Source organism: Micromonospora sp. WMMC273, from assembly GCF_027460285.1.
GTDB classification, from domain to species: Bacteria; Actinomycetota; Actinomycetes; order Mycobacteriales; family Micromonosporaceae; genus Micromonospora; species Micromonospora aurantiaca.
This window is the reverse complement of record NZ_JAPZBE010000001.1, coordinates 751,894-766,418: the sequence shown is the minus strand read 5'-3', so window position 1 is coordinate 766,418 and position 14,525 is coordinate 751,894. Positions and strand designations below refer to the sequence as shown.

Genomic DNA, 14,525 nt, shown 5'->3' with positions numbered 1-14,525 from the left:
CAGTCCATGCTAGGAAGCCTTCCGGCCCGGCTACCAGCTACCAAAGTCGACGCCTGCGGTGAACCGAGGTCGACGGCGGCGCCGACCGCCGGCCGCAGCGCGTGACCGGGTGGCCCCGGCAGGCTCGACGGCATGATCGAAGTCGACCAGCTCACCAAGCGGTACGGCCCGCACACCGCCGTCGAGGACGTCACGTTCCGGTGCGAACCGGGTTCGGTGACCGGTTTCCTCGGGCCGAACGGCGCCGGGAAGTCCACCACGATGCGGATGATCTGCGGGATGACGCCGCCCACCTCGGGCGGCGCCACAGTCGGTGGCCGCCCCTACCGGCAGCTGCCCAACCCGGGGCGGGAGATCGGCGTGCTGCTCGACGCCTCGGCGCAGCACGCCGGGCGGACCGGCCGGGAGACGCTCACGCTCGCCGCCCGGACCATGGGCGTGGACCGAGGTCGGGTGGCGGCGGCACTCGACCAGGTCGGCCTGAACGACACCGCGGCCCGGCGCCGCGTCGGCGCGTACTCCCTGGGCATGCGGCAGCGGCTCGGCCTGGCGCTGGCGCTGCTGGGCGACCCCCGGGTCCTGATCCTGGACGAGCCGGCAAACGGCCTCGACCCGGAGGGGATCTTCTGGATGCGCGGCCTGCTGCGCGACTTCGCCGACCGGGGCGGCACGGTGCTGCTCTCCTCGCACCTGCTGCGCGAGGTGGAGGCGGTGGCCGACCGGCTGGTGGTGATCGGCGGCGGCCGGGTGGTCGCCCAGGGCGGCAAGGACGAGCTGCTCGCCGGCGCCGGCACCCTCGTGCGGGCCCGCGACGCGCACGCCCTGCGCCTGACGCTGGACCGGGCCGCGCTGCCCGCCACCGCCGGCACCGACGGCGGCTTCGTGGTCCGGGCCGAGCCGGGCGAGGTCGGCCAGGCCGCGGCGGACGCCGGACTGGTCCTCACCGAGCTGCGCCCGGCCGGCAGCGGCGGCCTGGAACAACTCTTCCTCACCCTCACCGCCGGCGCGTCGACCAAGGAGGCCGTCCGATGACCACCGCCACCCGTACCCCCGCGCCGCCGCGTCCCGAGGCCGCCGTCGCCGGACCGACGCTGGCCCGGCTGACCGCCGTCGAACTGCGCAAGCTCGCCGACACCCGGGCCGGACGCTGGCTGCTGATCACGATCGGGCTGATCGCCGCCGTGATCGTGGTGGTGCAGCTGTTCGTCGTGGACGCGGCCGACCAGACGTTCACCGCCTTCTTCACCCCGTCGCTGCTGCCGGTCGGGCTGCTGCTGCCGGTGCTCGGCATCCTCTCCATCACCGGGGAGTGGTCGCAGCGCAGCGCGCTCACCACGTTCGCGCTGGTGCCGCGCCGGGAACGGGTGATCGTCGCCAAACTCGTCGCGGTGGTGCTCGCCGCGCTCGCCTCGGTGCTGGTCAGCCTGGCCGTCGCCGTCGTCGGCACGCTCGCCGCCCGCGCCACCGGCGGGGCGGGCGCCTGGACGTTCGACTGGCAACTGCTGCCGCACGCGGCCGTGTTCCAGGTGGTGAACGTGCTGATGGGCGCCGCCTTCGGCCTGCTGCTGCTGAACACGCCGCTGGCGATCGTCGCCTACCTGCTGCTGCCCACCGTGTGGAGCCTGCTCGCCGCGATGATCTCGGCGCTGCGTGAGCCGGCCCGCTGGCTGGACACCTCGTACACGATGGAGCCGCTGCTCGGCGCCGAGATGACCGGCGGGCAGTGGGGCCGGCTCGGCGTCTCGCTCGCCGTCTGGGTGCTCCTGCCGCTGGTCGCCGGTCTGGTCCGCACCATGCGCCGGGAGGTGTCCTGACCGTGGCCGTCCGGCAACCCGGCGAGGACGTCGTGGTCGACGGCGGACGCGGCGAGCTGGTGTTGATGTGGGCGGGATTCCCGCTGCTGGGGGCAGGTCTGGGCGCCGGGCTGACCGCGCTGTCCGGCTGGATCGCCGGGCTGGCCTGGTTCCCGTTCCAGGGCCTGTTCGAGCTGCTCACCCGGTGGCCGGACGAGCGGTCGTACCCGATCGGGGCCGCTGTGGGCCTGCTCGGCGGCCTGTTCCTGGCGGTGGTGGCGGTCCGCGAGCGGCTGACCGTCACGGTCGGGCACCGGACGGTACGGCTGCACCGCGACGGGCACGGCCGGGAGCTGGCCCGCGCCGACGTGGCGGGGGTGTTCGTCGACGGAAAGGCACTGGTGCTGCTGGACACCGCCGGTGGCGAGCTGGCCCGGGAGAAGTCCGACCTGGACACCGAGCGGCTGCGGGAGGCGTTCACCAGGCAGGGCTGGCCGTGGACCGGCCAGGACCCGCACCGGGACGCGTACCGGCGGTGGGTGGAAGGGCTGCCCGGCCTGCCGCCCGGCGCGGACGCCCTGCTACGCGCCCGGCAGCGGGCGCTCGACGGCGGCCACGACGCCGAGACCCGGGAGCTGCACGGGGAGCTGGCCCGGCTCGGCGTCGTGGTCCGCGACGAGGGCAAACGGCAGTACTGGCGGCTGGTGGCCGGCCCACCGCCGGGCTGACCGCCGCGGTCGCGCTGCGATCTTCGCGCCGAGCATCTACGTTCGTCCATACGGGTGCGGCTCGCCGGACGGCGGCGGCCCGGCCGGAGTACGTCGGTGCGACGGGAGGAACCGGCATGGCCGTGGGACAGGGCATCTTCCGGCGCAAGCCGGTCGAGCAGATCGCCGACGAGACCGACGCGGGCCTCTCCCGCGAACTGGGGTTGTGGCAGCTCACCGCGATCGGGGTCGGCGGCATCATCGGCGCGGGCATCTTCGCGCTGGCCGGGGCGGTGGCGAACGAGACCGCCGGCCCGGCCGTGCTGGTGTCGTTCCTGATCGCCGGTCTGGCCAGCGCCGCCGCCGCGCTTTCGTACGCGGAGTTCGCCGGCATGATCCCCAAGGCCGGGTCGGCCTACACCTACGGGTACGCGGTGCTGGGCGAGGCGGTCGGCTGGTTCATCGGCTGGGACCTGCTGCTGGAGTACACGGCGATCGTCGCCGTCGTGGCCATCGGCATCTCCGGCTACTTCGGCTTCCTCGTCAACGAGCTGGGCGCGGACCTGCCGGCCTGGATGCTCGGCGCGCCCGGCACCGGCGACGGGCACCGGGTGGACCTGTTCGCGGTGGTGCTCTGCCTGCTCATCGCGTTCCTGCTGACCCGGGGCATCAAGGCCGCCGCGCGGTTCGAGACGTTCGTGGTGGGCCTCAAGGTCGCCGTCGTGCTGCTGGTGATCGTGGTCGGCTTCTTCCACGTGAAGACCGCCAACTACTCGCCGTTCTTCCCGTTCGGCGTCGGCGGCGCGATCACCGGCGCGGCCACCGTCTTCTTCGCCGTCTTCGGGTACGACGCGATGAGCACCGCCGCGGAGGAGTCACGGGACGCCCGCCGGCACATGCCCAAGGCGATCATCTGGTCGCTGGTCATCTCGATGGTGCTGTACGTGCTGGCCACGCTGGTGCTCACCGGCATGCAGAACTACCGGGACATCGACCCGGAGAGCGGCTTCTCCTCCGCGTTCGCCTCGGTCGGGCTCTCCGGACTGGCCAGTGTGATCGCGGTCGGGGCGATCATCGGCATCCTCACCGTGATGTTCACGTTCATGCTCGGCGTGACCCGGGTGTGGTTCTCGATGAGCCGGGACGGGCTGCTGCCCGGCTGGTTCGCCAAGGTCCACCCGGTACGCCGGGTACCGACCCGGGTCACCTGGATCGTCGGTGTCGGCTCGGCGCTGATCGCCGGTTTCCTGCCGATCCGGCAGGCCGCCGAGCTGACGAACATCGGCATCCTGCTGGCGTTCGTGGTGGTGTGCGTGGCGGTGATCGTGCTGCGCTACCGCCGCCCGGACGCGCCGCGGACGTTCCGGCTCCCCGGCATGCCCGTGGTGCCGGCGATCGGCGTGGTGTTCTCGATCTGGCTGATCACGTTCCTCGACCCGGTGACGTGGCTGCGGTTCGGCGCCTGGTTCCTGCTCGGCGCGGTCGTCTACGCGCTGTACGGCTACCGCCGTTCGGCGCTGGCCCGGCGCGACGAGGACACCGCCGACCGGGCCCGCTGACCGCCGCGTCACCTCAGCCGTCGAGCAGTCGCAGGCCGATCGGGTCCACGTCGCGCGTGGTGTTGCCGAGCACCACCACGCCCCGGCCGGCGGCCCGGTCGAAGCCCAGGATCGCCCGGAAGCCAGCGGTTCCCCCGTTGTGCCAGACGATCTCCCGGTCGCCGTGCCGGCTGGTGAACCAGCCGTACCCGATCCGGCCGTCGTCCCCGGCGTCGAAGCGGGGCATGGCGGCGTCGGCGCCGGGGGCGGTGCCGGCGAGCATCGCGGCGGTGAGCCGGGCCAGGTCCTCGGCCGTGGACCAGATTCCGACGCCGGCCGGGGCGTAGCCCGCGCCCAGCCACGGGTCGGCGGCGCGGCCGGCGGCGGTGGCGCCCTCGGCCCGCCCGGCCGGCAGGTGCCCGGCCTCGGTGGCGGCCAGCGTGGCGGTCATGCCGAGTGGACGCAGCACGTCCCGGCGCAGCAGTTCCGGGTAGCCGACGCCGGCCCGGGCCGCCAGCGCCTGGCCGAGCAGCGCCGCGCCGAAGTTCGAGTAGGAGACGGTGCCGCGGTCTCCGCCCGGCTCGGTGTTCGCGGCGACGGCGACGATCCGGTCCACGTCGTAGCCGGCGTACGCGTTTCCGGCCGTGGACGCCGCCCACCACATGCGGATCGTCGCACCCGTGGAGTCGAGTGCCAGCCGGGGCAGCCCGGCCCGGTGACTGGCGAGTTCGGCGAGCGTGACGCCGCCGGCCGGACCGGTCACGCCGGGCAGGACGGCGGCCAGCCGGTCGTCGGGGTCGACCGCACCGGCCGCCACCTGCCGGGCCAGGAGCATCCCGGTGAGCGGCTTGGCGATCGAGCCGATCTCGAAGGGCGTGCCCGGTTCGACGGCCGGCCCGCCGCGCGCCCGTTCGCCGAGGCCCGCGACGCGGACCCGGTCGCCCTCGATCACGGCGACCGCGAGGCCGCGCAGCCCTTCGGTGTCGTCGACGGCGGCCCGGACCGTCGCGGCCAGGTCCGCGTCGCCTGTCTGCTGCGGGCCCAGGCGCGGTGGCCGGGGCTTCCGGACGGCGGCCACGGCCGTGGCGGCGAGGCCGGCGGCGACGGCGAGAACGATCGGGGTACGCATGGTGCTGCCTTCCGTCGGGGTGGATGTCCGGATCAGCGGCGGGCTGCGGTGAGGATGGCCAGCAGCGGCACCACCCGCTCGGGCGGGATGTCGTAGCGCCCTCGGGCACCGCTGCGCAGCCAGCCGGCGGCGGCGAGTTGCCGCAGGTGATGATGGAGCTGACCGGTGGTGCCGAGCCCGTCGAGGTCGGCCAGTTCGGCGGTGCCGTGCCGCCCGCCGAGGATCTCCCGCAGCAGCCGCAGCCGCACCGGATGCGCCAGCGCCGTAAGCGTGCCGGCCAGTGCCGCCCAGTCGTCGTCGAGCAGGTCGTCGACTGTGGAGCCGTACTGCCAGTCGTAGTGCCGGTCCCCGGTGCGGACAGTGCCGGTGTAGAGCACCGCCCCGGTGCCGTCGGCGGGTATCCGCTGTTTCAGGCCGCCGAGCGCCCAGAGGGCGTCGGCCGGCGCGACCTCGCCGGTCGCCGCGCCGGCTCCGGCGTCCCGCTCGCCGACGAGCCGGGCCACCTGGGCCTCCAGGGCCGCGAGCCGTTCCTCCACGCTTGCCACGGCAGCGATAGTACGGAAGTACGTACTTACGTGCAAACAAACAAACGTGCGGAGCTGCCGGTGCCGCTACTTCTGCTGGCGCGTTTCCGGTATCAGAACGAACTGTTCGGGCATGTTCTCCGTACACACGTGTGGTTCGTGACGTCTACCTCGGAGGCATGGTGTCCGCACTTCGAACTGATCCATTCGCGGGGGCGATTCTCCAGGTCGGCGTACTCGCGGCCCTGGCCGGCACGGTCGGCCTGAGCGCGTACGGCTGGCTTGCCGGTCTGCTCTTCGGGGTGGTGACGGTCGCGGCGCTCGGATGCGGGCTGCGCCGCTCGGGCGCGGACCGGCTCGGGCCTGCGGACTGGGTGACGCTGACCCGGGCGACGCTCGCCGGTGGCGTTGCCGCGCTGACCGTCGACTCGTTCCGCGAGCCGATCGTGGTGCCGGTGCTCGTCGTGCTGAGCGCGGTGGCGCTGTCGCTGGACTGGGTCGACGGGCAGGTGGCCCGGCGTACCGGCACGGTGAGCGCGCTGGGGGCCCGGTTCGACATGGAGGTCGACTCCTTCCTCGTCCTGGTCCTCTGCGGATACGTCGCCGACCAGGTGGGCGCCTGGGTGCTGGTGATCGGCGCGATGCGGTACGTCTTCGTCGCCGCCGGCTGGGTGCTGCCCTGGATGCGCGGTTCGCTGCCGCCGCGCTACTGGCGCAAGGTGGTGGCCGCCACGCAGGGCATCGCGCTGGCGGTGGTGGCGGCGGGCGTCCTGCCCCGGCTGCTCGCAGTCGCGGTGCTTCTCGGCGCGCTCGCGATGCTCGTCGAGTCGTTCGGCCGTGACGTCGCCTGGTTGTGGCGGCACCGCGTACGGCCGGCGCCGCGCGCGCTCCCGGCCGCGCCGGTCTCCCCCGCACCGGCGGGTCACCGGCCCGAGTGGACGCCGGGCGTGCGGATCGCCCGGCAGCCCGCCGAGGTCGGCGGTCGGCACCGGTGACCGACCTGTCCCGCGCGGCGGACGACGACGCCGGCACCACGACCGAGGGCGACCGGGTCCCGGACCGCACCACTCCGGACACCGACACACGCGAGGACGGCGGCGCCCCGGACGCCGATACAGCCGACGCCCGGCAGACCGGCCGCCGGCGTACCCGGCGGGTGCTCGCCGCGATGGTCACCGCGCTGGCCGCCGTGCTCGTGCTGGTGGCACTCGTCGCGCCGAGCGAGGTCAACGAATTCACCCCCCGCGCGTTCCTGCGCATCCCGGTGGAAGGGCTGATCGGCGTGGCCCTGCTGCTGGTCCTGCCGCCGCGTCCGCGCCGGGTGGTGGCCACGATCCTCGGCGCGCTGCTCGGTCTGGTCCTCGTCCTCAAGGTCACCGACCTCGGGTTCTCGCTGGTGCTGGACCGCCCCTTCGACCTGATCGCCGACTGGACGTTCCTCGGCGCGGGCGCGGAGTTCCTGTCCGAGTCGTACGGCCGGACCGCCGAGGTGGGCGCGGTGGCGCTGGCCGTGGTCGCCGTCCTCGCCGTACCGCTGCTGGTGACGCTGTCGGTGCGGCGGCTGACCCGGGTGGTGGCCGGCCACCGGCGGGTCACCGCGCGCGCGACCACCGCGTTCGCCGCCGCCTGGGTGGTCTGCGCCGTGCTCGGCGCACAGATCGTGCCGGGCGTCCCGGTCGCCGCCGACACGGTGGCGTCCGGTCTCTACGACCGGGCCCGGCAGGTACGGGCGGGCCTCAACGACCAGGAGACGCTGAACACGCAGCTCGCCGGCGACCCGTTCCAGAACGTGCCGGGCGACGAGTTGCTGACCGCGCTGCGCGGCAAGGACGTGCTGTTCACGTTCGTGGAGAGCTACGGCCGGGTCGCGCTGGAGGACCCGGACCTCGCGCCGGAGGTGGACGCCGTCCTGGACGAGGGGACCCGGCAGTTGCGCGCGGCCGGATACGGCAGCCGCAGCGCGTTCCTCACCTCGTCCACCACCGGCGGCGGAAGCTGGCTCGCGCACGCCACCCTGATGAGCGGCATCCGGGCGGACAACCAGTTGCGCTACACCAACCTGGTCCGCAGCGACCACCTGACCCTCAACGGCGCGTTCAAGCGCGCCGGCTGGCGGACCACGCTGGTCATGCCGGCACTCACCCGGGCCTGGCCGGAGGCCGACTTCTTCTCCCCCGACCAGGTGTACGGGGTGAAGGAACTCGGCTACCGGGGGCCGCTGTTCAGCTTCTCCTCACCGCCGGACCAGTACACGCTGTCGACGTTCCAGCGCCGCGAGCGCGGACCCGGACATGCGCCGGTGATGGCCGAGATCCCGTTGCTGTCCAGCCACATTCCGTGGACGCCGGTGCCGCCGCTGGTCGACTGGGACGACGTCGGGGACGGCTCGGTCTACAAGGGGACCGCGCGTGCCGACCGCTCGGCGGAGGGCACCCGGGAGGCGTACCGGCAGTCGGTGGTCTACACGCTGCGCACGCTGATCTCCTACGTGCAGCGCTACGGTGACGAGAACCTGGTGCTCGTGTTCCTCGGCGACCACCAGCCGGCCCGGGCGGTCACCGGCGAGGGAGCCGGCAAGGACGTGCCGATCACCGTCGTCGCCAAGGACCCGGCAGTGCTCGACCGCATCGCCGGGTGGGGCTGGCAGGACGGCCTCAACCCCGACCCGCAGGCCCCGGTCTGGCCGATGGAGTCGTTCCGCGACCGGTTCCTGCACGCGTTCGGACCGAAGTCCACCACTCACAGTTAGGGATGTCGTGACGATGCTCGCGCGGGCCTGGGGGATCACCCGTTCCCTGGCCGTCTACCACGGACAGCCGGCCAAGCACCGGCGTGCCCGGCAGCTCTACGGGCAGTTCCTCTCCCCCGGCGACCTCGGCTTCGACATCGGCGCGCACGTCGGCGGCCGGGTCCGCACCTGGCGACGGCTGGGCGCGCGCGTCGTGGCGGTGGAGCCGCAGCCGGACTGCCTGCGGGTGCTGCGCCTGGGCTTCGGGCGGGACGCCGACGTGACGATCGAGCCGACGGCTGTCGGCGCCCGGTCCGGGAGCGCGCGGCTGGAGCTGTCCAGCGCGACTCCGACGGTGTCCACCATGTCGTCGTCGTGGATCGAGTCGGTCACCGCCGATCCGAGCTTCGCCGGGGTCCGCTGGGACCGGTCGGTCGAGGTGCCGGTGGTGACGCTGGACGACCTGATCGAGCGGCACGGCGTACCGGCGTTCTGCAAGGTCGACGTCGAGGGCTTCGAGGTCGACGTGCTGGCCGGGCTGAGCCGTCCGGTGCGCGGGCTGTCGTTCGAGTACCTGCCGCCCGCGCACGACTCCGCGCTGGCCGCGTTGGAGCTGGTGGAACGGCTGGGCGCGTCGGCGGGTGGCTACCGCTACAACTACTCGCCCGTGGAGACCATGCGGTTCGCCAGTGATCGGTGGCTGGACGCGGCCGAGCTGGTGCGCCTGCTGGAGACGTACCGCCCGGCCGGTCGTTCCGGCGACGTCTACGCCCGGCTGGCGGCCTCCTGAGCGGCGCCGTCAGAATCGGTACGCGGTGTGGTACTCGGGCACCAGCACGCGGCTGCGCGGCGAGACCCGGCGCACCTCGGCGACGAGGGCGTCGAGGCGTTCCCGGTCGCTGTCGGCGACAGTCGGCGGGTTGGTGAGCGGCGTCTCGAAGTTGTCCTAGTGCACCGGCACCACGACCTTCGGGCGGTCCAGCGCGGCCATCAGCCGGGGCACGTAGTCGGCGGTCGCCGTGGTGGCGGCGGAGGCGACCATCGCCACGTCCGGGGCGAGTCCGCTCAGCTTGCGCTCGTCGAAGTCGCTGGCGCCCATGAAGAACACGGACGGGCCGCCGTCGATCCTGATCTGGTACGCCAGCGTGTCGCCCTCGGGCAGGTCGGCGATCGTCTCCGGACGCGGCGGCCGGGTGACCCGTACCCCGGGGAAGGCCATCGACCAGGTGGGATTCCGGCTGTGCAGCGAGCCGACCACCTCCACCGTGTACCCGTCGAAGTCGAGCACCTCGCCGCCCTTGACCGGGGCCAGTTGCCCGGCCGGCAGTCCGTACGCCAGGCCGAGGTGATACGCGGTGAGCGTGCCGAAGACCCGGGCACCGGTCCGGGCGGCGATGTGCGGCACGTCGTTGAAGTGGTCCCAGTGGGTGTGGGTGACGAAGACGTTCTCCGCCCGGTCGGCGAGCCGGTCGACCACGTCGGCGGCCACTGTCAGCCGGGTGTCGGGGTTGAACGGCTTCCGGAACAGCCCGGTGTCGTACCGGCTCAGGTACGGGTCGACGAGCACCGTCCGGTCCCCCATGTCGATCCGCCAGCCGGAGGTACCCCACCAGCGGAAGCTCACCGCGCCGCCGCGTCGCGTACCGCCGGCGGCACGGCTCGGCGCGGCGACGGGGCTCGGCCCGGCGGCGCGGGCCGGGGCGCCGACGACGAGTCCGGCGGTGGTGACGGCGGCGGCGCCGACCGCGGTGTCGCGTAGCAGTCGACGGCGGGCGTAGCCGGACGGCTGGTTCTCGGGCATGTGTCGTCCTCCCCGTTCGGGATCGGTGATCGGTAGGCCCAGACCACCACCCCGCCGGCGCCGATGTCCAAGATCGACGAGCGCAACGACCGATATCCGGACCGACATCACCGCAGGCCAGGCCGGTGGCCCGGCCCGGATCAACGCAACGAATCGACGGCGGTCCGGGCCGCCTCCCCCATCGCCAGGTCCACGTCGATCCGGCGGGCGGCCAGCCGTTCGGTGCGTACCGCCACCGCTATCGCGTACCTGCGGCCGTCGGGGTACTCCGCGACGCCGGCTTCGAGGTGCAGTCCCGGCAGGGTGCCGGTCTTCCCGGCGACCCGGACCCCGGGTGGGAAACCGGCGGCCAGCCGGGTCCAGAAGAGCTGCCGTGCCATCAGCTCCCGGACCATGGCGCACGCGGGCGCCGGGCCGGCCTCGTCCCGCCACACCAGGCGGAGCAGCCGGGTCAGCTCCCGGGCGGTGCTGGAGCTGGTGTGCTCGGGGTCGAAGACCCGCATCGCGCGGACCTGTTCGGGCGACAGGGTGGGGAAGATCCGCGCGAAGTCCGCCTCGGTGCGTGCGCCCACGTCGGAGAGCATCGTCTCGACGAGTTGCCGGGGGCCGCCGACGATCCGGGTGCGCGGCAGGTCCAGCTCCGCGGCCAGCATCGGCAGCACGTCCGCCCCGATCCGGCGCAGCAGCAGGTCGGCCGCCGTGTTGTCACTCACCGACATGGCCAGGTACGCGAGGTCGCGCAGGGAGACCTCCACGTCGTCGGCGCAGCCGGCCACACCCCAGCCGCCGAGCCGGTCGGCGGCACCGACGAGCACCCGTTCGGTCGGGTCGAGCTGGCCGGCGGCCGCCTGCCGGGCGAACTCCAGCACCACCATGATCTTGAAGATGGAGGCGATGACGATCTGCTCGTCGGCGCGCAGCGCCACCTCACCGCCGGTCGGGTCGTCCACGTCCACGACGTGCAGGCAACCCCGCACCCCGGCCCGCCCGAAGATCTCCCCGACCCGTTCCGCCACATCCACGCCGACACGGTAACCAGCGGCGACGCTAGGGTGCGCGGATGGACCTGCTGCGGCACCTGCGGCATTTCGTGGTGGTCGCCCGGGAACTGCACTTCGGCCGGGCCGCCGAGACGCTGGGCATGGCACAGCCGCCGCTGAGCCAGTCGATCCAGCGGTTGGAGCGGGAGCTGGGCGTCACCCTGTTCGACAGGTCACAGCGCCAGGTCGGCCTCACCACCGCCGGCCAGTTGCTGCTCGGCGAGGCCGACGAGCTGCTGGCCGGTGAACGCCGGCTGCGTCACCTCGCCGACCGGGTCCGCCGGGGCGCGCTCGGGGTGCTGCGTGCCGGCGTACCCCCGGAGACCCCGGCCGTGACGTTGCGCGCGCTGCTCGACGCGCTCGCGGCCCGCGCGCCCGGGCTCGCCCTCGACCTGCACGAACTGACGAGCGCCGAGCAGCACCGGATGCTCGCGGACGGGCGGCTGGACGTCGGCCTGCTGCACCATCCGGTCGACGGGGCCGGGCTGCGCTTCGGTGAGCCGGTGGACGTACCTGTGGGTGTGCTGCTGCCCCGGGCCTCGCCACTGGCCCGACCGCGGGAGATCGCGCTCGCCGATCTGGCCGGCATGGACCTGGTCACCGCGCCACCGGCCACCGCTCCGGGCTGGCACGAGCATCTGCTGACCGTGTGCCGGCAGCACGGTTTCGCCCCGGCCCGGGTCCGCCCCGCGCGCAACCCGGAGTTCCTGTTCGGTCTGCTCCTCGCCGGCGGCGCGGTCGCCGTCGAGCCCGCCGCGCTGGCCCGCCGGGAACCACGTGTCGCGTGGCGGCCGATCACCGGTACGCCGCTGGTCCGGCGGATCTCCGCGGCCTGGCCGATCCGTGCGGCGCACCCCGCCGCGCCGATGTTCGGCCACCTCGCCACCGAGACGCTCGCCGCGCCCGACGAACCGGGCGGGCCGGCGCTCCTCGCCCCGGCGGCCCGGCCGTGGCCGGTGCTGTTCGAGGCCGGCCGGGACGAGAAGTTGGCCCGCTGACCTCCCGCAGTTCACCCCGATCCGACTAACATAGCTGATCATGAATATCAAGTGCGTCACCCGCTCGCGACCCGGGCGGCTGATCGCGGCGGTCGTGCTCACCGTCGCGGTCGCGTTCCCGCTCGGCGTCACCGGCGCCGCGTCGGCCGCGACCACACTGACGGTGGCGCAGGCCCTCGCCGCCCAGGACGGCCGGACGGCCACCGTCACCGGCTACGTCATCGGCCAGCCCACCGCCACCACCACGGTGCTCACCTCGGGCTTCACCGCCGACACCGCGATCGCCATCGCCGACCAGGCCGGCGAGACCGGCACCGCCCGGATGCTGTACGTGCAGGTGACGGCCGCCTGGCGGAGCACCTTCGGGCTGCTCACCAACCCGTCGCTGCGCGGGCGGCAGGTCACCGCCACCGGCACGCTCACCGCGTACTTCAGCCACGGCGGGCTGAAGAACCCGACCGCCATGAGCCTCGGCGGCGGCACCACGCCGAGTCCCACGCCGACCCCGAGCCCGACCGGCACCGCCGCGCCGGACGCCTACTACGCGGCTGCGTCCGGCAAGACCGGGACGGCGCTGCGCACCGCGCTGCACGGCATCATCAGGGTGCAGACGAAGCTCAGCTACGACCAGGTGTGGGACGCGCTGAAGGACACCGACCAGGATCCGGCCAACCCGGCGAACGTGGTCCTGCTCTACAGCGGACGGTCACAGAGCAAGACGAGCAACGGCGGCGGCGCGAACGACTGGAACCGGGAGCACGTCTGGGCCAAGTCGCACGGCGACTTCGGCACCGCCACCGGTCCCGGCACCGACGTGCACCACCTTCGCCCGGAGGACGTGTCGGTCAACTCGTTGCGCGGCAACAAGGACTTCGATGCGGGCGGCGGCACGGTCGCCGAGGCGCCCGGCTGCTACACCGACGCCGACTCGTTCGAGCCGCGCGACGCGGTGAAGGGCGACGTGGCCCGCATGATCCTCTACATGGCGATCCGGTACGAGGGCGACGACGGCTGGCCGGACCTGGAACCGAACGACTCGGTCTCCAACGGCTCCGCACCCCGCCTCGGGCGGCTGTCGAAGCTGCTGGCCTGGAACGACCAGGATCCGCCGGACGCCTTCGAGAAGCGCCGCAACCAGCGCATCCACGAGCGCTGGCAGGGCAACCGCAACCCGTTCGTCGACCACCCCGAGTGGGCGCGGTCGATCTGGAGTTGATGCTCGTCCCCGATGTGAGGAAGCGTGGCGAGCGGGTAGAGACATCCGGTTGGCACGGACACGCCCCGGGCACCGCACGATCGGAGATGAGGCTCTCATGGCCCAGAACGGCATTCCGGACATCGCACTCAACGACGGCAACACCATCCCGCAGCTCGGCTTCGGCGTCTTCCAGATCGAGCCGAAGGACACCGTCCGGGCCGTCGGCACCGCGCTGGAGGTCGGCTACCGGCACATCGACACCGCCCAGATGTACGGCAACGAGGCCGAGGTGGGTCAGGCGCTGCGCGCCGCCGGCCTGGACCGCGGCGAGGTCTTCGTCACCAGCAAACTGAACAACGGCTTCCACCGGCCGGACGACGCCCGCAAGGCGTTCGAGCAGTCGCTGCGGGAGCTGAAGTTCGACTACCTCGACCTGTTCCTGATCCACTGGCCGCTGCCCACCCGCTACGACGGCGACTTCGTCTCCACCTGGAAGGTGCTGGAGGAACTGCGTGACGCGGGCACGGTCCGGTCGATCGGCGTGTCCAACTTCCAGGTCGCGCACCTGGAGCGGCTGGCCGCCGAGGCGGACGTGGTGCCGGCGGTCAACCAGATCGAGGCGCACCCGTACCTCGGCAACGAGGAGGTGCGGGCGTACGACAAGGCGCACGGCATCCTCACCGAGGCGTGGTCGCCGATCGCGCAGGGCAAGGTGCTCGACGACCCGACTGTCGTCGACGTGGCCGAGCAGGTCGGCCGGACCCCGGCCCAGGTGGTGCTGCGCTGGCACGTGCAGCGCGGCGACATCGTCTTCCCGAAGTCGACCACGCCGAAGCGGATCGAGGAGAACTTCGCGATCTTCGACTTCACGCTCGACGACACCGCGATGGAGCGGCTCACCTCGCTGGACCGGGGCGAGGCCGGCCGGACGGGCCCGAACCCGGACGAGTTCGACTACATCCCGAGCTGAGCAGTCACACGTCGGAGGGGCCCCGGGGAGACCCGGGGCCCCTCCGTTGTTGACTTCGCGCGCACTCGAAGGGGCAGGGTGACCGGCAACGCTTCGACG

At 73.3% G+C, this 14,525-nt stretch carries 14 protein-coding genes; 10 read left to right on the top strand and 4 right to left on the bottom strand.

The genetic code is table 11. The annotated features are described in order from the left end of the window. Positions 1-132: 132 nt before the first annotated feature. The 4 genes from O7611_RS03775 to O7611_RS03760 all read left to right on the top strand — a co-directional run bounded on the left by O7611_RS03775 (position 133) and on the right by O7611_RS03760 (position 4,059). Positions 133-1,032, top strand: a complete 900-nt coding sequence (locus O7611_RS03775; protein ID WP_194799519.1) for an ABC transporter ATP-binding protein — start codon at positions 133-135, stop codon at positions 1,030-1,032. Then, positions 1,029-1,814: an ABC transporter permease gene (locus O7611_RS03770; protein ID WP_269696214.1), complete on the top strand. Its 786-nt coding sequence runs from the start codon at positions 1,029-1,031 to the stop codon at positions 1,812-1,814. Before O7611_RS03775 ends, O7611_RS03770 begins: the two co-directional genes overlap by 4 nt. A gap of 2 nt (positions 1,815-1,816) precedes the next feature. Further along, positions 1,817-2,521, top strand: a complete 705-nt coding sequence (locus tag O7611_RS03765; RefSeq protein ID WP_269696213.1) for a YqeB family protein — start codon at positions 1,817-1,819, stop codon at positions 2,519-2,521. A 116-nt stretch (positions 2,522-2,637) separates the two neighbouring features. Next, positions 2,638-4,059 (top strand): amino acid permease, encoded by a 1,422-nt coding sequence (locus O7611_RS03760; protein ID WP_194799516.1) that lies wholly within the window; start codon positions 2,638-2,640, stop codon positions 4,057-4,059. A gap of 13 nt (positions 4,060-4,072) precedes the next feature. Here the strand turns inward: O7611_RS03760 and O7611_RS03755 are convergent, their stop codons facing one another. After that, positions 4,073-5,167 carry a serine hydrolase domain-containing protein gene (locus O7611_RS03755; RefSeq protein WP_269696212.1) on the bottom strand — a complete coding sequence of 365 codons (1,095 nt, stop codon included), beginning with the start codon at positions 5,165-5,167 and terminating at the stop codon, positions 4,073-4,075. A gap of 32 nt (positions 5,168-5,199) precedes the next feature. Next, positions 5,200-5,712: an ArsR/SmtB family transcription factor gene (locus tag O7611_RS03750; RefSeq protein ID WP_269696211.1), complete on the bottom strand. Its 513-nt coding sequence runs from the start codon at positions 5,710-5,712 to the stop codon at positions 5,200-5,202. A 158-nt stretch (positions 5,713-5,870) separates the two neighbouring features. Here O7611_RS03750 and O7611_RS03745 point away from each other — a divergent pair, with 158 nt between their 5' ends. Genes O7611_RS03745 through O7611_RS03735 form a run of 3 tightly spaced genes read left to right on the top strand, consistent with a single transcriptional unit; the run spans position 5,871 to position 9,209 of the window. After that, positions 5,871-6,686, top strand: coding sequence for a CDP-alcohol phosphatidyltransferase family protein (locus O7611_RS03745; protein WP_269696210.1), 816 nt, complete (start codon positions 5,871-5,873; stop codon positions 6,684-6,686). Continuing rightward, positions 6,683-8,440, top strand: a complete 1,758-nt coding sequence (locus O7611_RS03740; protein WP_194799514.1) for a sulfatase — start codon at positions 6,683-6,685, stop codon at positions 8,438-8,440. Before O7611_RS03745 ends, O7611_RS03740 begins: the two co-directional genes overlap by 4 nt. A gap of 13 nt (positions 8,441-8,453) precedes the next feature. Further along, positions 8,454-9,209, top strand: coding sequence for an FkbM family methyltransferase (locus tag O7611_RS03735; RefSeq protein ID WP_194799822.1), 756 nt, complete (start codon positions 8,454-8,456; stop codon positions 9,207-9,209). A 156-nt stretch (positions 9,210-9,365) separates the two neighbouring features. Here O7611_RS03735 and O7611_RS03730 read toward each other — a convergent pair whose 3' ends face one another. Then, positions 9,366-10,220 carry an MBL fold metallo-hydrolase gene (locus tag O7611_RS03730; protein WP_269696209.1) on the bottom strand — a complete coding sequence of 285 codons (855 nt, stop codon included), beginning with the start codon at positions 10,218-10,220 and terminating at the stop codon, positions 9,366-9,368. Between the two features lie 140 nt (positions 10,221-10,360). Continuing rightward, complete coding sequence (locus O7611_RS03725; RefSeq protein WP_194799512.1) at positions 10,361-11,242, bottom strand: serine hydrolase; 882 nt, start codon at positions 11,240-11,242, stop codon at positions 10,361-10,363. Positions 11,243-11,280: 38 nt separating this feature from the next. Here O7611_RS03725 and O7611_RS03720 point away from each other — a divergent pair, with 38 nt between their 5' ends. From O7611_RS03720 to O7611_RS03710, 3 genes are all read left to right on the top strand, one after another. Then, positions 11,281-12,258: a LysR substrate-binding domain-containing protein gene (locus O7611_RS03720; RefSeq protein WP_194799511.1), complete on the top strand. Its 978-nt coding sequence runs from the start codon at positions 11,281-11,283 to the stop codon at positions 12,256-12,258. A 40-nt stretch (positions 12,259-12,298) separates the two neighbouring features. After that, positions 12,299-13,474, top strand: coding sequence for an endonuclease (locus O7611_RS03715; protein WP_269696208.1), 1,176 nt, complete (start codon positions 12,299-12,301; stop codon positions 13,472-13,474). A gap of 97 nt (positions 13,475-13,571) precedes the next feature. Continuing rightward, entirely contained in the window at positions 13,572-14,426 is an 855-nt protein-coding gene (locus O7611_RS03710) for an aldo/keto reductase (protein WP_269696207.1), read from the top strand. The last annotated feature ends 99 nt before the right edge of the window (positions 14,427-14,525 follow it).

Excerpts from the sequence above, each read along its gene's own strand:
- O7611_RS03775 (WP_194799519.1), top strand. The coding sequence starts at position 133 with ATGATCGAAGTCGACCAGCTCACCAAGCGGTACGGCCCGCACACCGCC.
- O7611_RS03770 (WP_269696214.1), top strand. The coding sequence starts at position 1,029 with ATGACCACCGCCACCCGTACCCCCGCGCCGCCGCGTCCCGAGGCCGCC.
- O7611_RS03760 (WP_194799516.1), top strand. The coding sequence starts at position 2,638 with ATGGCCGTGGGACAGGGCATCTTCCGGCGCAAGCCGGTCGAGCAGATC.
- O7611_RS03755 (WP_269696212.1), bottom strand. The coding sequence starts at position 5,167 with ATGCGTACCCCGATCGTTCTCGCCGTCGCCGCCGGCCTCGCCGCCACG.
- O7611_RS03745 (WP_269696210.1), top strand. The coding sequence starts at position 5,871 with ATGGTGTCCGCACTTCGAACTGATCCATTCGCGGGGGCGATTCTCCAG.
- O7611_RS03735 (WP_194799822.1), top strand. The coding sequence starts at position 8,454 with ATGCTCGCGCGGGCCTGGGGGATCACCCGTTCCCTGGCCGTCTACCAC.
- O7611_RS03730 (WP_269696209.1), bottom strand. The coding sequence starts at position 10,220 with ATGCCCGAGAACCAGCCGTCCGGCTACGCCCGCCGTCGACTGCTACGC.
- O7611_RS03720 (WP_194799511.1), top strand. The coding sequence starts at position 11,281 with ATGGACCTGCTGCGGCACCTGCGGCATTTCGTGGTGGTCGCCCGGGAA.
- O7611_RS03715 (WP_269696208.1), top strand. The coding sequence starts at position 12,299 with ATGAATATCAAGTGCGTCACCCGCTCGCGACCCGGGCGGCTGATCGCG.
- O7611_RS03710 (WP_269696207.1), top strand. The coding sequence starts at position 13,572 with ATGGCCCAGAACGGCATTCCGGACATCGCACTCAACGACGGCAACACC.